This is a genomic window from Myroides indicus (assembly GCF_004364575.1).
Taxonomy (GTDB): Bacteria; Bacteroidota; Bacteroidia; order Flavobacteriales; family Flavobacteriaceae; genus Flavobacterium; species Flavobacterium indicum_A.
Genome location: NZ_SOAG01000012.1, coordinates 26,064 through 47,719 on the forward strand (window position 1 = coordinate 26,064; position 21,656 = coordinate 47,719).

18 protein-coding genes are annotated in these 21,656 nt (G+C 35.8%); 14 read left to right on the forward strand and 4 right to left on the reverse strand.

Annotated features, from left to right (window positions below; genetic code table 11):
* The first annotated feature begins 105 nt into the window (after window positions 1-105).
* The 6 genes from panC to C8P70_RS06345 are packed head-to-tail and all read left to right on the forward strand — an operon-like array spanning window position 106 to window position 6,028.
* Window positions 106-951: a pantoate--beta-alanine ligase gene (gene panC / locus C8P70_RS06320; protein WP_133712498.1), complete on the forward strand. Its 846-nt coding sequence runs from the start codon at window positions 106-108 to the stop codon at window positions 949-951.
* Window positions 952-967: 16 nt separating this feature from the next.
* The gene (panD, locus tag C8P70_RS06325) at window positions 968-1,318 is read left to right on the forward strand and encodes an aspartate 1-decarboxylase (RefSeq protein WP_133712499.1); all 351 of its coding nucleotides are present in this window, start codon (window positions 968-970) and stop codon (window positions 1,316-1,318) included.
* 9 nt (window positions 1,319-1,327) lie between these two features.
* Entirely contained in the window at window positions 1,328-2,296 is a 969-nt protein-coding gene (locus C8P70_RS06330; protein WP_133712500.1) for a lysylphosphatidylglycerol synthase transmembrane domain-containing protein, read from the forward strand.
* A gap of 54 nt (window positions 2,297-2,350) precedes the next feature.
* On the forward strand, window positions 2,351-3,718 hold the full coding sequence (gene radA / locus C8P70_RS06335) for a DNA repair protein RadA (protein ID WP_133712501.1): 1,368 nt from the start codon (window positions 2,351-2,353) through the stop codon (window positions 3,716-3,718).
* 10 nt (window positions 3,719-3,728) lie between these two features.
* Complete coding sequence (locus tag C8P70_RS06340) at window positions 3,729-5,462, forward strand: DUF4139 domain-containing protein (protein ID WP_133712502.1); 1,734 nt, start codon at window positions 3,729-3,731, stop codon at window positions 5,460-5,462.
* 50 nt (window positions 5,463-5,512) lie between these two features.
* On the forward strand, window positions 5,513-6,028 hold the full coding sequence (locus C8P70_RS06345) for a DUF421 domain-containing protein (RefSeq protein ID WP_133712503.1): 516 nt from the start codon (window positions 5,513-5,515) through the stop codon (window positions 6,026-6,028).
* Window positions 6,029-6,036: 8 nt separating this feature from the next.
* On the opposite strand, the gene C8P70_RS06350 is transcribed toward C8P70_RS06345, so the two are convergent.
* Window positions 6,037-7,494: an oligosaccharide flippase family protein gene (locus C8P70_RS06350; protein WP_133712504.1), complete on the reverse strand. Its 1,458-nt coding sequence runs from the start codon at window positions 7,492-7,494 to the stop codon at window positions 6,037-6,039.
* A 60-nt stretch (window positions 7,495-7,554) separates the two neighbouring features.
* Complete coding sequence (locus C8P70_RS06355; RefSeq protein ID WP_133712505.1) at window positions 7,555-8,307, reverse strand: DUF4163 domain-containing protein; 753 nt, start codon at window positions 8,305-8,307, stop codon at window positions 7,555-7,557.
* A gap of 151 nt (window positions 8,308-8,458) precedes the next feature.
* Here C8P70_RS06355 and porZ point away from each other — a divergent pair, with 151 nt between their 5' ends.
* The 5 genes from porZ (at window position 8,459) to C8P70_RS06380 (ending at window position 16,148) form a co-directional block, all read left to right on the forward strand.
* Window positions 8,459-10,771 (forward strand): type IX secretion system anionic LPS delivery protein PorZ, encoded by a 2,313-nt coding sequence (gene porZ, locus C8P70_RS06360; protein WP_133712506.1) that lies wholly within the window; start codon window positions 8,459-8,461, stop codon window positions 10,769-10,771.
* Complete coding sequence (gene recO / locus C8P70_RS06365) at window positions 10,771-11,487, forward strand: DNA repair protein RecO (protein WP_133712507.1); 717 nt, start codon at window positions 10,771-10,773, stop codon at window positions 11,485-11,487. The genes porZ and recO overlap by 1 nt, the downstream gene beginning before the upstream one ends.
* Before the next feature lie 94 nt (window positions 11,488-11,581).
* Window positions 11,582-14,983: an isoleucine--tRNA ligase gene (gene ileS / locus C8P70_RS06370; RefSeq protein WP_133712508.1), complete on the forward strand. Its 3,402-nt coding sequence runs from the start codon at window positions 11,582-11,584 to the stop codon at window positions 14,981-14,983.
* Between the two features lie 8 nt (window positions 14,984-14,991).
* Window positions 14,992-15,378, forward strand: a complete 387-nt coding sequence (locus C8P70_RS06375) for a TraR/DksA family transcriptional regulator (protein ID WP_133712509.1) — start codon at window positions 14,992-14,994, stop codon at window positions 15,376-15,378.
* A 176-nt stretch (window positions 15,379-15,554) separates the two neighbouring features.
* Complete coding sequence (locus C8P70_RS06380) at window positions 15,555-16,148, forward strand: lipoprotein signal peptidase (protein WP_133712510.1); 594 nt, start codon at window positions 15,555-15,557, stop codon at window positions 16,146-16,148.
* An 86-nt stretch (window positions 16,149-16,234) separates the two neighbouring features.
* Here the strand turns inward: C8P70_RS06380 and C8P70_RS06385 are convergent, their stop codons facing one another.
* Both C8P70_RS06385 and C8P70_RS06390 read right to left on the reverse strand, forming a co-directional pair.
* The gene (locus tag C8P70_RS06385; RefSeq protein WP_133712511.1) at window positions 16,235-16,867 is read right to left on the reverse strand and encodes a response regulator; all 633 of its coding nucleotides are present in this window, start codon (window positions 16,865-16,867) and stop codon (window positions 16,235-16,237) included.
* Window positions 16,860-18,827: a tetratricopeptide repeat-containing sensor histidine kinase gene (locus C8P70_RS06390; protein WP_133712512.1), complete on the reverse strand. Its 1,968-nt coding sequence runs from the start codon at window positions 18,825-18,827 to the stop codon at window positions 16,860-16,862. The genes C8P70_RS06385 and C8P70_RS06390 overlap by 8 nt, the downstream gene beginning before the upstream one ends.
* A gap of 158 nt (window positions 18,828-18,985) precedes the next feature.
* Here C8P70_RS06390 and C8P70_RS06395 point away from each other — a divergent pair, with 158 nt between their 5' ends.
* The 3 genes from C8P70_RS06395 to C8P70_RS06405 are packed head-to-tail and all read left to right on the forward strand — an operon-like array spanning window position 18,986 to window position 21,493.
* Window positions 18,986-19,432, forward strand: a complete 447-nt coding sequence (locus C8P70_RS06395) for a hypothetical protein (protein ID WP_133712513.1) — start codon at window positions 18,986-18,988, stop codon at window positions 19,430-19,432.
* 60 nt (window positions 19,433-19,492) lie between these two features.
* Window positions 19,493-20,500 (forward strand): OmpA family protein, encoded by a 1,008-nt coding sequence (locus C8P70_RS06400; RefSeq protein ID WP_133712514.1) that lies wholly within the window; start codon window positions 19,493-19,495, stop codon window positions 20,498-20,500.
* A gap of 54 nt (window positions 20,501-20,554) precedes the next feature.
* Window positions 20,555-21,493: a hypothetical protein gene (locus tag C8P70_RS06405; RefSeq protein ID WP_133712515.1), complete on the forward strand. Its 939-nt coding sequence runs from the start codon at window positions 20,555-20,557 to the stop codon at window positions 21,491-21,493.
* The last annotated feature ends 163 nt before the right edge of the window (window positions 21,494-21,656 follow it).

Sequence of the window (21,656 nt, forward strand, 5' to 3'; positions counted from 1 at the left end):
ATTCTGATTTCTGATTTTGAAATAAATAAACACTGCAAATTTACGAAATTTTATGGAGTTATTTCTTAAATAGCTAATTTTGCCATTATTTTAAACAATATATAAATGTTTTTATTTAGCACAAAAGCTGAATTACAAGAGTTTTTAAGCTCTTTTAAACAAACAGGCAAAACTGTGGGACTTGTCCCTACTATGGGTGCAATTCATAGAGGACATCTGTTTTTGATGGAACATTCATTAAGAGAAAATAACTGTACCGTAGTTAGTATTTTTGTCAATCCTACACAATTTAACAATCCTGAGGATTTGGAAAAATACCCGAGAACTCTGGACAGAGATATTCAGATGATAGAAACTCTTTCAAATCAGATAGTGGTTTTTGCTCCATCTGTACATGAAATATATCAGGGTAATACGGTAGCGCAGTCTTTTGATTTTGATGGGCTTGAAAACGAAATGGAAGGAGCACAAAGACCCGGACATTTTGACGGAGTGGGAACTGTGGTGAAAAAACTTTTTGAATTAGTACAGCCGAACAGAGCTTATTTTGGAGAAAAAGATTTTCAACAATTGCAGGTTATCCGAAAAATGGTTGAAAAAGAAAAACTTCCGATTCAAATTTCAGGGGTGCCTATTCTTAGAGAAGAAAACGGATTAGCTATGAGCTCAAGAAATGAAAGAGTTTCTGAAGAAGGATTAAAAAAATCAGCTTTTTTATTTGAGGTGTTAAATAAGGCAAAAGAACTGTTTCAAACAGAAACAATTGAAAAAGTACAGCAATTTGTTGAGAGTGAATTTAAAAATAATTCTAACTTTGACCTCGAATACTTTACCATTGCTGATGAAGAAACTTTGAAAAATGCTCAAACAAAAGAAGCTGGGCATAAATACAGAGGGTTTTTGGTAGCGCATATTGAAGGTGTTCGGTTAATAGATAATCTGTCTTTTTAATAAAAACAAAAGTAAAATGCAAGTTGAAGTAGTAAAATCAAAAATTCACCGCGTAAAAGTAACCGGCGCTGATTTACACTATATTGGTAGTATAACTATTGATGAATCTTTGTTGGAAGCCGCTAATATGATTGAAGGCGAAAAAGTAGCTATTGTCAATATCAACAACGGAGAGCGATTTGAAACCTATGTGATTCCCGGACCTAAAAATAGTGGGGAAATTACACTAAACGGACCCGCAGCTCGCAAAGTTCAAAAAGGAGATATCATTATCGTTATTGCTTATGGGATAATGGATTTTGAAGAAGCAAAGTCTTTTAAACCGGCAATTATCTTTCCAAACGAAGAAACCAACCAGTTAAGTTAATATTTTGGATTGAAACAAAAGATAAGTAAAATATTCAATATCGGACTCCCGCTTTTGCTGGGAGTTTTTTTGATTTATTACGCTTATCAACAATTTACTGCCCAGCAGATTCACGAAATAGGAGTACAATTTAAAAACGCAGACTATAAATACATTTATTTAGCCTCCTTTTTCTCTGTTCTCAGTCTTTGGGCAAGAGCATACCGTTGGAAGTACGCTTTGCGCTTTATGGGATATGATTCAGGTACATTTACCAACTTTATGGCACTTTCTGTCGGCTATCTGATGAACTTAACTGTTCCCCGATCAGGTGAGATTTCCAGAGCATTAGTATTGCAGAAATATAAAAAAGTCCCTTTTGATAAAATTTTTGGTACAATTATTTCTGAACGGATAATTGATTTATTTTGTCTTTTGTTATGTGTTTTTACCGCATTGATTTTGCAATACGATATTTTGAAAGAGTTTTTATTAAACTATGTGCCGGTTAAAAAACTGTTTGGACTGGGCGTTTTCTTAGTTTTGACGATTATTGCTTTTACACTTATCTTTAAATTTTCTCGCTGGAAAGCAGTTGTATATGTCAAAAATAAAATAAAAGGATTGACAGAAGGAGTACAAAGTATCTTCAGAATGCCGTATAGAACCGGTTTTCTCTTTTTTACACTGTTGATTTGGGGCGGATATATCGCAACGTTTTATTTTGGTACCTTTGCTCTTGCAGAAACAAGCGCGCTGACTTTTCCTGTTGTTATGTCTGCCTTTGTAGCCGGAAGTTTTGCAATTTCTTTTACCAATGGCGGTATTGGCGCTTTTCCGCTGATTATTTCCGAGCTATTGCTTTTCTATGGAGTTTCTACAGTTTCAGGTACTGCGTTTGGCTGGATTTTATGGACTACACAAACGGCAATTATTGTGATTCTAGGGGTATTTTCTCTCTTGTTTTTGCCTTTGATAAGCTCAAAATCGGCAAGATAGCGTAAGATTGCTTTCGCGTTATTTTTGTATTTTTACGTTTTAAAATAAAAATGTATGGCGAAAGTAAAAACCGCTTTTTTTTGTCAAAATTGCGGAACGCAATTTCCCAAATGGATGGGACAGTGTACAGCTTGTAAAGAGTGGAATACTTTGGTAGAAGAAGTAATTCAAAAAGAAGAAAAAAGCAGCTGGAAGCTCGCATCCAATATTTCAGCTACACAGCGGGCTGCAAAACCTTTGAAAGTAAAAGAAATAGACAGTGCCGAAGAAATTCGAATGAATACGCTGGATGGGGAGCTAAACCGAGTACTTGGCGGAGGATTGGTTCCCGGTTCTATGGTGCTGCTGGGAGGAGAGCCCGGCATAGGGAAAAGTACACTACTGTTGCAGATTTCGCTTAAACTGCCCTATAAAACGCTGTACGTTTCAGGAGAAGAAAGTCAAAAGCAAATTAAAATGCGCGCAGAGCGAATCAATCCACAAAGCGAACAGTGCTATATCCTGACCGAAACCAATACGCAAAATATCTTTAGACAAATAGACGAAATTCAACCTGATGTATTGATTATAGATTCTATCCAGACCTTGCATACTGATTACATCGAATCTTCAGCCGGAACTGTATCTCAAATTAAGGAATGTACAGCTGAACTGACCAAATTTGCCAAAGAAACTGGAACGCCGGTTTTAATTATCGGGCATATTACCAAAGACGGAAGCATTGCCGGACCCAAAATGCTGGAACACATGGTAGATACCGTTTTACAGTTTGAGGGCGACCGAAATCACGTTTACCGGATTTTGAGAGCTAATAAAAACCGCTTTGGCTCCACAGCAGAACTCGGTATTTACGAAATGCAGGGAAGCGGGCTCAGAGAAGTGGCAAACCCTTCGGAAATACTGATTTCACATAAAGAAGAAGAATTATCCGGAACGGCAATTTCCGCAACATTGGAAGGAATGCGTCCGCTGATGGTAGAAGTTCAGGCTTTGGTAAGCACAGCAGTTTACGGAACCCCACAGCGCAGTGCTACGGGATATAATCTAAAGCGCCTGAATATGATTTTGGCTGTTTTGGAAAAGCGAGCCGGATTCCGATTGGGGCAAAAAGACGTGTTTTTAAACATTACCGGTGGAATTACAGTTGACGATCCGGCAATAGATTTAGGCGTTGTTGCTGCTATTTTGTCATCGGATCAGGATTTGCCGGTGGGAAAAGATTTTGTTTTTGCCGGAGAAGTGGGATTAACAGGAGAAATAAGACCGATAAACAGAGCAGATCAGCGCATTCAGGAAGCCGAAAAATTAGGGTTTTCAACTATATTTATTTCAAAATACAACAAAATAACCTACAAAAGTTCTGGTATAAAAGTTATCTTAGTTACTAAAATAGAAGATGTGGTAGAATATCTTTTTGGATAAAATAAAAGCTATGAAAATAAAGTTTACAATTGCTGCTGTTGTTTTGACTACAGTTGGTCTATGGGCACAAAAACCGATTTATACAAAAGCAAATCTAGAAAGCGCCAGAGTGTATTACGATGGAGCAGAATTAACGCAAAATGCCGAAGTAAAGCTGCCAAAAGGCATGTCAGAAGTGGTGATTACCAATATTTCAAATGAATTAAAAGAAAACACTATAAAAGTGGGCTCAACAGATGAGGTAACGGTTATGTCGGTTCAGTTTTCCAATGCGTACATTGAGGAATATGACAACGTAAATAATTCGCCTTTAACAAAGCCCTTGCGAGATAGCATTGCGGCAGTGGAGCTGGAACTCGAAAAAATAACCAATTCGATTAACGCTGATTTAAAGACTATCCAACTTTTGGAAAATAGTTCTGATTCTTATGATAAAGAAAGCTCCCTAAAAATTTCGTCAGTTGCAGAGATGGCAAAATGGGTAGATTATTACGGACAAAAATATAAAAACTTGCAAAATGGGATTTATCTGAAAAAGAAGGAAAAAGAAATTATAGAGGCTAAATGGAACGATTTAAAATCAAAATTGTCTTTGGGAAGCGATAAATCCGAAAAAATAAGTCAGGGAAAACTTATCGTTCAGATTATGAATGCCCAAGAAGGCAAAGTTCCATTTAAGGTAAATTACGCTACTTCAAGGGCGCAGTGGATTCCGTCTTATGATTTGCGAATTGAAAAGGTGGGTGAACCGGTAAAAATGATGTATAAAGCACAAGTAGTACAAACTTCCGGCATTGACTGGCGGAACGTGAAGCTAAGCCTGACTTCTGGGAATATCAATCAAAATAATACGATGCCCAATTGGTATAATTGGTTTATTCAGTATGAGCCTCTTGTAAATAATGACAAAACAGACGAAATAGTTATAAGTACGGGCTATGGTTCTTCCCGAAGAAGAGGTAGTGGAGCTGTTTCTCGTATTAATGCGAGTGAATTAAGAGTAGGTGGAGTGGCTGATGTAAGCAGCATGATAGAAGGAAAAGCCGCGGGAGTTACCGTTACAAATGTGAGCGCTCCTCAAGTTTCCTATGAAGAACGAAAATCCATTGCAGAATATACCAATATACACGAAAGCGAACTCAATGTTACGTTTGACATTGCTATTCCATATTCTATCCTGAGCAATGGAAAACGACACAGCGTGGATTTAAATAACTTTGAACTCAACGGAGATTATAAATATTACAGTGCACCAAAATTGGATAAAAATGCCTATTTGGTAACCGAAATTTCCGACTATTCCAAACACAATCTGCTGCCGGGAGAAGCTAATGTTATTTATGATGGAATGAACATCGGCAAAACACGTTTATCCACTGAAAACACAGAAGAAAAGTTGCGTCTGAACATCGGCAAAGACCCCCGGATTTCATTGGAACGTACTTTAATTTCGGACAAATCCGGAACAAAAACGCTTTCTTCAAAAAAAGAACAAAACTTTGTGTACGAAATAACGATTAAAAACAATAAAAAAGAAACCATTGCTATTCAGGTAGAGGATCAGTTCCCTATTAGTACGGATAACAGTATAGAAGTTATATTATCTGAAATTTCCGATGCAGAAGTTGATCAGGAAAAAGGACTGCTTAAATGGAATTTAAAATTAAAAGCAGGAGAAACTAAAAAACTGCGTTTTGGTTATCAGATAAGGTATAATAAGGACAGAATGCTTATTGGAATTTAATAGAGTACAAGGAGAGTTTATATATCTCTATCTTTAAAATAATAGTAGTCATGGAATATTTAATTGTTGTTGGACGATGTGTTGCTGTATATCTGTTTATGGTAGTTGCGTTGCGTATTTTTGGCAAAAAACAGCTCTCACAGTTAAATTCGTTTGATGTAATCTTGATTTTGCTCATCAGTAATGCAGTCCAAAATGCAATGGTGGGCAACGATACAAGTCTGCAAGGAGGAATAGTAGCTGCTTTTTCTCTTTTTGTGGTTAATTATGGCGTAAAAAAGTTACAGTCAAAAAACAAGCTGGTCAATCGGCTGTTACAGCAAAAACCTGAAATTATTGTGCATAACGGCGTGGTCGATTTTGAAAAAGCAACTCGATTGGGCATTACATCCGAAGAGTTAACTGAAGCAATGCACGAACACGGGGTTGAATATTTTAAACAGATTAAGCTGGCTACTTTTGAAATAGACGGAAACATCAGCATCATTGCCAAAGACACACAAGGACATTACAAAGAAACTTTTCACAAGCGCAAATCGGTACACAAACAAAGACCACTAAATTAGTATTGCGGTTATCGTTTGACAAAACTGATTAAGAGTTTTTTCTCATTTTTAGCCACTGTCACAATAAACAGAACAATGATCGTGACTCCAATCCAGTAATTTTCTCTAAAAAAGTAGAAGTATAAAAAAGACAAAGCAATGGAAGTTCCCATATAGCCTATAATTGCTTTTTTAGGGTAAGGAATAGGATAGTATTTTTGACCTAGCAGATAAGAAATAAGCATCATAGAGCCATAAGCAATCAGCGTGGCAAAAGCAGAACCCATATAGCCCCAGACAGGAATCAGCACATAGTTAAAAATTAAAGTCAGCACAGCACCTATAATGGAAATATAAGCACCTATCAGGGTTTTGTCTTTTAGCTTGTACCACACCGAAAGATTGGTGTAAATACCCAAACAAAAATTAGCCAGAATAATAAGAGGAACCACTTTCATGGCATCCCAATACGCTTCGTTTCGGATAAAAAATATTTTTAAGATATCTGAAAACACAATGACGCAAAGCATAATCAAACTGCCAAAAATGACAAAATATTTGGTTATGGTTGCGTACTTAGTCGGTGCATCGTCGTTTTTAGCATAGTTAAAAAAGAAGGGCTCTATGCCAAGCGTGTATGCCTGTCTAAACAAAACCATAAAAAGCCCTAATTTATAGCATGCCGAATATTTTCCAACTTCAGACAAGGCAATGTCTGCAGGCAGCAACCGCTCCAGTAGTATTTTGTCAAAGCTTTCGTTAATAGCAAATGCCAATCCGCCAATCATGATGGGAATCCCGTAGTTTATCATTTGTTTTCCGAGAACGGAATTATAGCAGAATTGTATTTTGAAATAAGACTTATAAAATACTAAAAACGTTGCCAGACTGGCAATTAGATTGGCGATGAAAATATAAGATACCTGAAAGTCTTCTACATAAATAACAGCAAAAATCGAATCGGGATATTTGGACACGATTAAAGGAAGCAAATACAAAAAGAAGACGTTGAGAAAAGCATTGATACAAACATTACCTATTCGCACGGCACTGTAAAACATAGGACGCTGATCGGCGCGGAGTTTAGCAAAGGGTATAATGACTAAAGCATCCAAAACCAAAATCCAGATTACGTATTGCCAAATGTCTTTTGGGATATTTAAAAAAGCAGTCCAGAAGTTTTGGGTAAGCAGACTGATAGCCAGAAAAACAGAAGAAGTAAACAACAAGAACAACATTGCATTGTTGAGAACGTCCTTTTGATTATCTTTTAAAGTGTAAAATCTAAAAAAGGCAGTTTCCATTCCAAAGGCCAGAATTACGTTTAAAAACATGATAATGGCAAATACAACATTGTATTGTCCGTAGGCATCGCTCTGCATCACTTCGGTATGAAAAGGAACGAGAAAAAAACCGATTACCTTCGGAAAAACTGCTGCCAGACCGTATATGGCAGTTTGTTGGAAAATCTTTTTATAGATACTCAAAACGCAGTTGTATTTGGATTGAAATGTACGTCAAAAGTACGTATTTCTACCGATTCATCCTTATTCTGCTAAATCTAAATTAATTTTGAAAAAAGGAGCTGCTTCTTCTTTGCTCATTTCAACTTTTATCGGACCGTCTACAAAAGCCGTTACGTCAAAAGAGTTATAGAGTGCAACAATAGAATTGTCATAGAAAAAAATGCTTTCCGGATAAATCAATTGATTGTTCTCATCATAAATACTAATATCATCAGGGTTGAGGTGTTTGGTAATAATTTTTTGCAATCCTTTCCAATCCTTAATTAAATCTTCTGTTCGGTAAATCTCTCCTGTTTTTGGATTGTAGTGAATTGCTTTTTCACTTTTAAAACCATGAGCGCCACCCGCAAAAGTGTAGTATTCTACCGCAAAAGTGAGTAAATCGTCGTTTGAGTATGTAATCTCGCCTGAAACGTCAGCTTTCCAGGGGATATTTTCATCCGGAAATTCTGCTGTCATCTTTTCGTACGAATTGATAAATGAATCCACAACTTCTCCATAATTTTTGGCATTGGAATGACTTTCGTCAAAAGAAACAATATCGTGAATAACGTTTAAGTTGTTTTGATTAATCTTTTGAGCAATATCACTGGTTGGACTCACAATTACAGGAATGCTTATATTCACCTCAGTACAATCGCCTTCAAAACAGTTGACATCGGATTTTTTGTGAAACTCCTGTAATTCAAATTCAAAAGAAACAGGTTCTGCTATCTTTTTTTTACAACCGACAAGAAGTAAAAGAGACAGACAGACGTAAAGTGTTTTTTTCATAGATTTTTATAGCTTTTTGTAAAGATAATTAATTTGAGATACATATTTGGGGTGTTTTACCAAAAACATTTTTTGAAAAATGAAACAGTTTATACAAAAAAGAGCAGTTGAAAAATTTAGTAATATATTTGTTAGGTTTTAAATATGATTTATGAAGAGATTAATTCTTTTTCTTACCCTTCTGACAGCAGTATTAACACAAGCGCAGCAGCGTTGGAACAGTTATTTGTCCTATGCAGAGATAGTAGCAATGGCTTCCGGAAAAGAAGAAGTGTTTGCTGCAACAACAGCATCAGTACTCGTTTTCAATACAGTAAGAGAAGAAATAGAGATTTACAATACAATTAATGGTCTGCATACGGGCAATATTACCGCTTTGCATTACAGTGAGCCTTTTAAGAAAATAATTGTCGGCAACGAAGATGGATCACTTCAGATTATCGACCGGAAAAGTGGGAAAATATCTTTTATAGATGATATTAAAAACAAAGGGGCTTTGATGCCGGGCGAAAAAAAGATAAATGCTTTTGCTGAACAAAAAGGCATTGTTTATATTGCCGCAAATTATGGGATAAGTGCCTTAAATTTAAATAATAACCAATTTGGCGATTCCTATTTTTTAGGAAATAGCGGCAAAAATCAAGCAGTCATATCCCTTGCAATTCAGGGACAAACAATTTATGCCGTTACGGAATCAGAAGGAGTGAAAAAAGCCTTGCTCAGCAATCCCAATCTGGTAGACTATAAGCAGTGGCTACTATTTGTAGGTGGAAAATGGGATAAAGTAATCGTTTATCAGGATAAATTGCTATTGTCTAAAAATGAGGCTGAGACCGATGCAGGTGAACTTTATCAGGTGATTAATAATTCAGGACTAACGCAACTTGCAGAAAGTTATGATGTGCCAATAACAGACTTAAAACAAAGTGACAATTATTTGCTGATAACCACAAAAAATACAGTAGACATCAAAAATAAAGAGCTGCTATCGCTCAATAAAGTTGAAACGATTCATGAAAAGGTAACGGCAGAAGAGGTCGGGAATAAGCTGTATGTAGGCACGCCGAGAAGTGGCTTATTGCAGTTTAACTGGGGCAGTTGGAATGCTCCCGTTTATTTATCGCCGGAAGGGCCGGAAACTAACCGGATTTTTTCCATGCTCAGTACAGACAGCGGTATTTGGTTTGTAGCCGGAGGATATGACAAATATACTTATAATCCACATATTCCTTTTTTGGGCTTTTATGGCTTGGGTTTTTATAGTAAAAACAGGGGGTGGGAGCGCATCCCGTACAGTAAATTAAATGCGCAGGCGCTTTCTTTTGCAGCCATTAATCCCAGAAATACAAGTCAGCTGTTCGTATCTTCTTACCATTCGGGGTTGCTAAAGATAGACTTGAAAGAAGAAAATCTGGGAGAAAGCACAGTATATCTCTACAATGATGAAAATACAGGAAACGAGGGATTAGAAAGTTTAAGGGTAAATGAAGACTATAAAACAACGCGGATAAATGGGGCTTTTTTTGACAGAGAAGGATTGCTGTGGGTAACTAATAACTTTACAACCCGTTCGCTCAAGAGTTTGAATCCGGCAGGAGACTGGAAATCATATAATTTTACCAATTACTTTCCCGATTATACAAATGTCAATTATGGCAGGATGGTTATTGATAAAAATGGTACCAAATGGATACCTACTTTGTTGAATGGCATAGTTGCTTTTAATGAGAAAAAGGGAAACCGGGTAGCGTTGTTTAATCAACAAAAAGGAAATCTGCCAAGTGATAATGTCAGTTCGCTGGCAATAGATAAAAGCAACCAGCTTTGGATAGGCACAGAAAAAGGATTGAGGTTGGTTACTGGGGTAGATAAGTTTTTGCAATCAACAGATATTGCTACGCAATCTATCATAATTAAGCAGGATGGCATAGCACAAGAGCTATTTTATCAGCAGTACATAACTAAAATAAAAGTTGACGGGGCAAATAATAAATGGGTGGCTGTTGCAGATGCCGGCGTTTTTTTAGTATCGTCAAACGGACAAAAAATTATTCATCATTTTACCAGAGAAAATTCGCCTTTGCCGAGCAATACCATTAATGATATAGAAATTGACGGTACTACAGGCGAAGTGTTTTTTGCTACTGATTTGGGTGTTGTTTCTTTTATGGGTGATGCTTCAGAAGGACAGGAATCTTATAGCGATTTTTACGTTTACCCCAATCCGGTGCGTCCGGAGTTTTTTGGAGACGTCAAAATTGCAGGATTGGTTGACAAATCAAATGTCAAAATTGTTGATTTAGATGGCAATTTGGTGTTTGAAACAACTTCGGAAGGCGGAATGGTTTTGTGGGACACGTATGGGTTTAACGGACGCAGAGTGAGTTCCGGAGTATATCTGGTTTTAGTTTCTTCGGGAAAAGGAGAACACAAAGCAGTTAAAAAACTGATGATTATAAGATAATGCAGGTCAAAACAAAAGCGATTGTGTTGAGTGTGGTGAAATATCAGGATAAAAGTCTGATTGTTAAATGCTTTACAGAAGCGATGGGTATCCAGTCGTTTTTTGTAAGAAATGCTTTTTCCAAAGGTAAAACAACACAAAAAACAGCTTATTTTCAGCCTTTGACGGTACTGGAAATAGATTTTGCATATAAAAGCAAAAGCGGTTTGCAATATTTTAAAGATCTGAGGCTGGCATATGTTTATCAAAGTATTTATTTAGACTTTTCTAAAAACAGCATTGCTATTTTTGTGGCAGAAATGCTCCACCATGCCGTCAAAGAACAGCAAAATGACGAATCTTTTTATACCTTTTTAGAAACTGCGGTTTTGTGGTTGGATGCGCACGAAGAAACGGCAAATTTTCACTTGATATTGTTAGTAGAGCTGACTAAATACCTCGGATTTTACCCGGATATGAAATGGTCGGATAAGCTGTATTTTAATATTCAGGACGGGAATTTTACAGATTTCTACACACCTTTTTGCATTGATCAAACAGAGACGGTTCTGTTTAAAAAGCTCCTCGGACTTGGATTTTCTCATAACCAAAAAGTATTTACCGCCAAGGATAGAAACGTTCTGTTAAACCTGCTTTTGAATTATTACGAAAAACATATCAGCGATTTTAGAAGACCTAATTCGTTAGAGGTTTTGAGAGAAGTTTTTGCTTCGTAAACATTTTAAATATTTTCCTGTCAATTATTTGAGTTGTTATTAAATGAAATTTCCGTAAATTCGCGAAATTGAAAAAAATATACAATTATTAATAATGAGCACTAAATTTACAGAATATAAAGGTCTTGATTTGCCGGAGGTAGCATCAGAAATGCTTGATTTTTGGAAAGAACAATCAATATTCGAGAAAAGTATTAGTACAAGGGAAGGACACAAGCCTTTTGTGTTTTTTGAAGGACCGCCTTCAGCAAACGGAAAGCCGGGGATTCACCATGTAATGGCTCGTACGATTAAAGATATTTTTTGTCGATATAAAACACAGAAAGGGTTTCAGGTAAAGCGCAAAGCAGGATGGGATACACATGGACTTCCGGTTGAACTTGGAACCGAAAAAGAGCTGGGAATTACCAAAGAAGATATAGGTATAAAAATTACGGTAGAAGAATATAATCAGGCGTGTAAACGAACCGTAATGCGCTATACCGATTTGTGGAATGACCTGACCCAAAAAATGGGTTATTGGGTGGATATGGATAATCCGTATGTTACGTATCAACCCAAGTATATGGAGTCGGTGTGGTGGCTGTTAAAACAAATATACAGTAAAAATCTGCTGTATAAAGGATATACTATCCAGCCCTATTCGCCAAAGGCAGGCACGGGATTATCATCACATGAGATTAATCAGCCCGGAGCTTATAAAGATGTTACAGATACAACCATTGTAGCACAATTTAAAGCTATTGAACAAACCCTTCCGGACTTTTTACAAGGTTTTGGAACGATTGATTTCTTGGCGTGGACTACAACTCCCTGGACTTTACCGTCTAATACAGCTTTGACAGTAGGTCCTAAAATTGACTATGCTCTGGTTAAATCATATAATCAATATACGGGAGAAGCCATTAATGTAGTTTTGGCAAAACCTTTAATCGGCAAGCAGTTTTCCGGAAAATTTGCTGAGGTTTATGCCGAAGCCGACCTGCAAGCCTATACAACTGCAGATAAAAAAATTCCTTACCTTGTTGTAAAAGAATTTAAAGGTGCCGATCTGGTAGGAATAAAATATGAGCAGTTACTGCCGTATGTATTACCTTATCAAAATCCCGAAAATGCATTCCGCATTATTGCAGGAGATTTTGTTACAACAGAGGACGGTACAGGAATTGTACACACGGCGCCTACCTTTGGTGCCGATGATGCTAAAGCAGCAAAAGAAGCTGTGCCTGAAGTGCCCGCGATGCTGATTTTGGATGCAGACGGAAATGCGGTTCCTTTGGTTGACTTGCAAGGGCGTTTTGTAAAAGAAATGGGCGACTTGGGTGGTAAATACGTTAAAAACGAATATTACGATGACGGACAGGCACCGGAACGCTCTGTAGATGTAGAAATAGCAATCCGATTAAAAGAAGAAAACAAAGCTTTTAAAGTAGAAAAATACGTTCACAGTTATCCGCATTGCTGGAGAACCAACAAACCGGTATTGTACTATCCGCTGGATTCGTGGTTCATTAAAATAACGGAAGTAAAAGACCGGATGTTTGAGCTGAACGAAACCATTAACTGGAAACCCAAAGCAACCGGAGAAGGGCGTTTTGGCAACTGGCTGAAAAATGCCAACGACTGGAACCTGTCCCGTTCGCGGTTTTGGGGGATTCCGCTGCCAATCTGGCGTACCGAAGACAAATCAGAAGAGTTGATTGTAGGTTCTGTAGAAGAGTTGGTAAATGAGATAAAAAAATCAATGCAGGCGGGCATTCAGGAAATAAACCCTTTCGAAGGTTTTGTAGCAGGCGATATGAGTGAGGAAAATTACGACAAAGTAGATTTGCACAAAAACGTGGTAGATACTATTGTTTTGGTTTCTCCGTCGGGCAAACCGATGTATCGCGAAGCAGATTTAATTGACGTTTGGTTTGATTCAGGATCTATGCCGTATGCACAGTGGCATTATCCTTTTGAAAACAAGGAGCTGATAGATAATAAGCTGGCTTACCCTGCCGATTTTATTGCCGAAGGAGTAGACCAGACACGAGGATGGTTTTATACGCTTCACGCCATAGCTACATTGGTTTTTGACACTAAAGCTTATAAAAGTGTAGTTTCTAATGGTTTGGTACTGGATAAAAACGGTCTTAAAATGTCTAAGAGTTTAGGCAATACTGTTGACCCGTTTGAAACACTGGCAGAACACGGTCCGGATGCTACGCGTTGGTATATGATATCTAATGCTAATCCATGGGATAACTTAAAATTTGATTTGGAAGGAATTACCGAAGTAAGAAGAAAGTTTTTCGGTACGCTTTACAATACTTATTCATTTTTTGCTTTGTATGCAAACATTGATGATTTTAAATATGCAGAACAAGAAGTACCTGTAAATCAAAGACCGGAAATTGATCGTTGGATTTTGTCTGAACTAAATACATTAGTACAAAAGGTAGACGAGTTTTATGCTGATTACGAGCCTACAAAAGCAACAAGAGCTATTACCGATTTTGTGACTGAAAACTTGAGCAACTGGTATGTGCGTTTGTGCAGAAGAAGATTCTGGAAGGGCGATTACGGACAGGATAAAATAGCGGCTTATCAGACTTTATATACTTGTTTGCTAACTATTTCTAAGTTAGGAGCGCCTGTAGCACCGTTTTTTATGGATAAACTTTACATAGATTTAACCGCAATAACATCTACAGAAAACTTTGAGTCGGTACATTTGGCGGACTTTCCAAATTACGATGCATCTTTGGTAGATTCAGATTTGGAAAGCAGAATGCACAAAGCCCAAATCATTTCGTCATTGGTATTGTCATTGCGCAAGAAAGAAATGATAAAAGTGAGACAGCCTTTGCAAAAAGTAATGATTCCGGTGTTAGATCAAAAACAGAAAGAGGAGATAGAAGCGGTAGCTGATTTGATAAAAGCAGAGGTAAACGTTAAACAAATTGAGCTTTTAGATGATGCCTCCGGTGTGTTAGTCAAGCAGATTAAGCCTAATTTTAAGGTATTAGGACCTCGTTTTGGTAAAGATATGGGGTTGATAGCTAAAGAGATACAGGGTTTTTCTCAGGAACAGATCAGCGAAATAGAAAAAAGAGGAGAGATTGTGTTGAAACTACCAGAAAAAAACGCTATCTTAACATTGTCGGATGTGGAGATAACTTCACAGGACATTGAAGGCTGGTTAGTGGCAAACGAAGGCAATATTACGGTTGCGCTGGATATAACCCTTACTGATGCATTAAGAAAAGAAGGAATTGCAAGAGAACTGGTTAACAGAATCCAGAATATGAGAAAAGATTCCGGTTTTGAAGTAACCGATAAAATAAAAGTGACATTACAAGAAGAACAAGAAATAAGAGAGGCAATTTTGGCAAATGAGGACTATGTAAAGTCCGAGACACTAACTCATACATTGGAGTTTGTTCCTGAATTGAAAGAAGGAACAGCTGTAGAGTTTGACGAGCTGAAAACGCGGGTATTAATTTTAAAATAATTAAAATTATGAAAGAAGCAGGTGAAATAGTACGTTATTCTGATGCTGAGCTGGCAGAATTTAAAGATTTGATCTTAGCTAAGATTGAGAAAGCTCAATCAGACTTGGAGTTAATCAAAAGTGCCTATATGAATGATTTGAATAATGGAACAGATGATACGTCTCCTACATTTAAGGCATTCGAAGAAGGAAGCGAAACCATGTCTAAAGAAGCCAACTCTCAGTTGGCAATCCGTCAGGAAAAGTTTATCCGCGATTTAAAAAATGCACTGATACGAATTGAAAACAAAACGTATGGCATTTGCAAAGTAACCGGAAAATTGATTGACAAAGAAAGGCTAAAGCTGGTTCCTCATGCTACGATGAGTATAGAGGCAAAAAATATGCAGCGTTAAAACAAAAAGCTGACCTAAAAAGGTCAGCTTTTTGTTTTAACGCTTTAATCAGGAAGTATTTATGATTTCGTCCTGATAACGATATGTTAAAATTCGTGAACGGCGCTGTTCTGCCCGAGAATGTATATTTTTTTATCCCTTAAAATAAACTACATTTGCCTTGTAAATAAAAAAAAATGTCGTTAAAGAGAGCCTACTTACTTATTTTGGTCGTATTGATATTGGATCAGTGGTTAAAGATTTACATAAAAACTAATTTTTTACTGGATGAAGAGGTCTTCGTTTTTGATTGGTTTAGAATCCATTTTATCGAAAATGAAGGAATGGCTTGGGGAGTAGTTTTACCGGGCGATTATGGCAAACTGGCATTAACGATTTTTAGAATTATAGCCGTTGGCGGAATAGCGTGGTGGCTTAACGACTCTGTTCAAAAAAAAGCAACCAATTACCTCATTGTTGCTGTCGCTTTAATTTTGGCAGGTGCTGTGGGCAATATTATTGACTCTGTTTTTTACGGGGTAATTTTTGACGACAGTACACATCAGTTAGCAACTTTATTTTCAGATAAACCTTACGGCAGCTGGTTTCACGGAAAAGTGGTGGATATGTTTTATTTTCCTATCTGGAGAGGCTATTTGCCGGAGTGGCTGCCGATTTGGGGCGGAAATTACTTTACCTTCTTCAACGCTATTTTTAATCTGGCAGATGCCGCTATTTCGGTTGGAGTAGGGATATTGATTGTTTTTAACAAAAGGATTTTTAAGAAGTAGAGTTTTCAGCAGTTAGCCTTTAGTTTTGCGGTATTGACGACAGATAAACAAAGGATGAAACAAATTTAAGCCTATAATAATTATCTTTAAATCAGTTTATTTTCCGTAGCGATTTTAACTAGCTCAATCATATTTTTGGCTTTGAATTTCTGCAATAAGTTTCTGCGATGCGTTTCTACGGTAATTATTGAAATAAATAAATTATCTGCAATTTCGGCAGAAGTTTTTCCTTCAGAAATTGATTTAAGAATTTGTTGTTCTCGCTTTGTTAATCGCGGAAGTTCAAAATTATTTGCCGACGGACGCAACATAATTTCCTGTACTTCTTTACTTAATGCCAAATCTCCATTTATGGCATTATCGATACAATGAATAATTTCATTTACATCTGCATTTTTTAAGATATAGCCGTTTCCGCCGTTTTCCAAAAAACGGAATATAATGCTGCGTTCAGCTTGATTACTAATTCCGATGACAATGGTTTTAGGCGATTTCTGTTTAATTAACTGACAAAAATTTAAACCGCTTCCGTCACTCAAAACAATATCTAGTAAAACAATATCGGTTTTATTTTCCTGAATAAAATCTAATGCAGACGATCCTTTTGTAAAAGCAAATATTTTAAATTTTTTTACCTGATCCAATAGTGATTTTAACCCTTCCAAAACCATTGGATGATCATCAACTATTACTAAATTTAAACTTTCATCTTTATACATAACATTCTACATTTATAGTGGTTCCTTTTCCTTTTTCCGACAAAATCTCTACCGTTCCATTAATTAGCGCAGTACGGTTTTTAATGTTTTTTATTCCTAAACCATAATCAACTTTAGTTGTATCAAAACCAATTCCATCATCTTCGATCGTTAAATTTATCGTATTTTGATGCTGACTAATTTGAACAATAACATTGCCTGCCTGAGCATATTTGATTACGTTACTGATACTTTCTTGAACTATGCGATATAGTGACAATTGTATTTTAAAAGGAATGTTTTCTGACAAATCGAACGCTTCAAACTGAATGTGAAATTGTTTCTGCGACATGGATTCGCAAAGTTCTTTTAGTGCGATTTCCAATCCGAGATTTTTTAGTGTTTCGGGCATTAAATTTCTGGAAATACGACGCATTTCTACAATTGATTTATCTATTTTTTGCAACAATTCGCTCGAGTTTTGAGTATTTTCTTGAGAAATCGACATTCGGATATTGGCAAGCATTCCGCCCATACTATCATGTAAATCCTGAGCAATACGCTGGCGTTCTTGTTCTTCGCTTTCTAATATTGCATTTTTTACTGCCAATTTTGCTTCGGTGCTTTTTTCTTTAATTTTCTGTTGATGAATAATTTCATTTTGAAGTAATCGACGTTTGTTATTTCGGTAATAATTAAAAGTAATGAGTGTAATTAGCAATAAAATAACGATTCCGGCAAGTGCTAAAGCTGTAATTAATTTACTGTTTTTTAAGTTAAACTGCGCTTCTTCTTCACTTCTTTTAGCAAGTAGTAATTCTTTTTCTTTACGGGCTACATCGTATTTTAATTCTAAATCATTAATTTGTTCCTTAAAATCCTGATCATGTATTTCTATATTGAGATCGCTGTACTTTTTTAAATAGTCATAAGCATTTTCTGTTTTTCCTAAACCTTTATAAGCACCCGAAATATGTTTGTAAACTGACGCTTTGTTTGTATCAACTTCATTCGTAAATGGATCTTTTTCTAATAATAAACCCAGTTGTAAAGCTTCGTTAAAACGTTTCAATTCTAATAATAAGGCAACCTTATTTATATTTATTTCATAAATATGATAGGTTTTATTTGGACCAGCTGTAAACGTTAAGGCTTTGTTGTAGGAATTTAATGCAGAGTTAAACTGATTATTTTTTTGGAAGTATAAACCTTCTATTAAATAAAAAATACTTTTTTGATCAGAATCAGGATTGTTTTTGAGAATTTCTCTTGCTTTATCAATATAGTTTTTTGCCTCATCTGTTTGGTTCATTATAACATAAGATTCGGCTATGCGATTGTACATGCTTATTAACCTGTGATTTTGATTTTCTTGAGATAGAAGAAGCTTTTCTGCATTTAAAAGGTAAACAATTGCTTTTTCATATTGTTCTAAATTCATAAAACCTATTCCCAAACTAATGTTAAGTGTAGCAAGTCTGCTGTTATCTTTCGCTTTTTCGGCAAACGGAATGGCTTTATTCAGCGTTATTTCTACAAATTTTTCATCTTCATCCTCAATTTGATGAATCACCGCAATATTGTTCCAAATGTCAGATTGTGTTTTGTAACTTTCTTGGCTTCCCGAAATTTTATTTAAGAAAGAATCTGCTGTTAAATAGTGTTTTTTACTTTCTTCCAGATTTCCTTTTGAGTAATAATAATATCCTTTTTTTGCATGATACAAGCCTTTTAAATACAGGTTGTTATGAGCCATTTTGTACCCTTTTTCTAAATATTCAAAAGTTTTTAACGAGTCTTTAGGTGTCCAGTACGTAACCAAATTAAAGTAAATCGTTGCGCGCAAACTATCGTTGGAGGCTGTCTCTAAGGATTTGTATAAATCTTTAGCATATTGTTCCATATCTAGTGGAAGTTGTGCGTGATTTTTTTGGGAAGTTAACCCGAATAAAATAAGAAAAAACAAGGAGAATTTATACATCTTGATCTAAAGTTTAAGACAAATATCTTTATAAAAAAGCATAAAATTTTATTGGAATAAAAAATCATGGTAAACCATTAGAAAAAAATCATGGTTTTCAATGATTGTCTTGATTTTACAATCTATAGAAATTTGTAATTCAAAATAAAAGATATAATATGAAAAAAGTAAACACAAAAATTGCATTCTTAGGAATATTATCGGTACTGACATTCGGAATAATAGCTACAAGTTGTAGTAAAAATGATGATAATGGTGGATATGAACAACCAACAAAGGGTACTATCGATGCTGCTGTAGGGACGTATAAAGGAAAGTTGAGATCAAGTCATCTCGATCAATACGAATATTTTGATGCTGTAGTTATTGTTACTAAAGTAGATGACCAACATTTAAAAGTTACGCCAAAATCTGGTGAAGCTTATTCCAGCGTTACGCCTAAAACTTTTAAAGTGGAGGGGGGATATAATAACGATATTCAGTCTGTTTACGGTATTTTAGAAGGTTACCTTTGGTATACTGCTGATGTAAAAACTCTTGAAATGGCAACAAATCAACAAGCTGAAACAGATATTAATTTTTTATTTGATGGCGTAAAACAATAGATTAGATGTTTTTTTAGCACGTAAAACGTTTATCTTTAGCCTATCAAAAACTATAAAAAAATGAAAAAAACAGCCCTTATTTTTGGATTATCAGCTTTGATTGTATCTTGTAATCAATCTGTAAAACAGCAGGAAGATACAGAAGATTCCACAGAAGTTACCGTTGAAGCAAACGAAGTTAAAACAGAAGAAGCAAATACCGCTACTGATTTCAATATAGAAGACATTGCGTTTTCTACTGCCGATATTGGAGACTTCCCTTTTATCAATCTTCCAGAAGGATTACGGTCTATGAACAAACCATTAGAAAGAAAATTTGATGTTTGTTTCTTTCCAATCAATGGCATTATGACTCCTTTTGAAGGTAGGTTGTATAAAATATACGTTACCAATGAACGAGGTGAAGAATATTCTCAACGGTATTTTGAAAAAAGTATGGAAGATTATTTGCTATCTGTTGGAGCGGTTAAAGTTTTTGACGGCGAAATCACCAGAGAAGAATACGACCGTTATCACAAACAAGACCCAAATAAAGGCAATGATGGAGACATAGGTTATGGAGGTGAAGAGATAAAATTCTATGTGATTCGAAGTAAAGATAAAGGGAATATTTATATCCAATTTACTTCTAATAACGCAGGAGGAAAACTAAATGTTTTGTTGGAAGAAGCATTTAAGCAAACCATTACCAAAGTAACGGCTGATGATATTGCAAAAGAGTTGACCGAAAAAGGAAAATCTATTTTATATATCAATTTCGATATTGATAAGTCTAATATTACGGCTGAAGGAAAAGAAGTGGTTACGCAAATTGCCGAAGCGCTTCAAAAAGATAAAAACTTAAACATTTCTATTGAAGGACACACGGATAATAGCGGAAATGCGGAACACAATAAGAAATTATCCGATGCTCGGGCAAATTCGGTACTGAACGCTCTCGTTACAGACGGAATTGACAAAGCTCGATTAACAGCAAAAGGTTTTGGTTCTGAAAATCCTTTGGTAGCAAACGATTCGGAAGAAAATAAAGCTAAAAATCGCAGAGTTGAATTGGTAAAAGTTAATTAATAATAAAAAGCTGTTTCTTGAAGACCGGAGACAGCTTTTTTGAATCAATTATTGATGAAAAAAGTTATTGTAAGTAGTTTATTATCCGTGTTTTTCTTGTTTAGCTGTAGTTCTTCGGACGAAAACAAGTTACCAGATAATAACCATGAAATTATTGACACTCCGTTTACAGAAGGTTTTGTTGAAATGGGAATTTTTAGTAATGATATTGATTTAGGAAAACTTATAGGAAAGATAGATTTTTCTAAAGCTAACGTAAAAGAACAATATGAAAAATTAGTAGCCAATGATGCCGATGCAAAAGCAATTATTGATTTGATTGCTACTATTGGAAATCAAAATCCGTTAGCAGCCTGGGCGGTAACGTTAAATATTGCTGAATGTACCTATAACATTAAAAATGATGAAGTATTAGGGAAAGTTTGCGGTTTTGGATGGACAATGGATAATTATTATAATAAATCTCAGAATCAGGCAGGTCTTTATCTGGAAACGTTGGTACAGACTGATAAAATTACCGAACAGGATAAAAAAATATATTCCTCATACAAGCCTTCAGAATATGGAACTTCCGGAGCAATAAACGATGTGGATTTCAGTCAGTTTAATCGGGAAACAAAAAGCGCCAAACAAACTGTTTTGGGGTATGAATGTGATGTAATTGTTTACACTCCCAAAACATTAGATGAAAACGCACCCATGCAATTGCAAAAATTAGTTGTTTATACTTCGCCGTTATTTACTGATGCCATCAATTTTGCACATCCTTTTTATTTAGAAGAAAATCAGGGAATTTTGCGGTTAGATGTTTATTATTTAAATAGCGAAACCCCAACTTTGGTAATGAAACCAAAGGAAATTAAAGAAATCAAACTTACCGCACACGACTTAATCAGCAGAACCACTACTCCGGTTTATCCGCAAGATGATATCAATTGGGGTTTTAAAGCTTTAGCGATTATGATGAGCGGCTGGGGAGCATTAGAAAACTAAAATTGCTATGTCACGGCATCTCTTTATTTTGAACTTTAAGCCTTTTTAATCCGGCAGATGCTGCTATTTTGGTTGGGGTAGAGATATTGATCGTTTTCAACAAAAGGGTTTTTAAGAAATAGGTAAATTATAATTGCCCTTTTATATTAAAAGACAACAATTC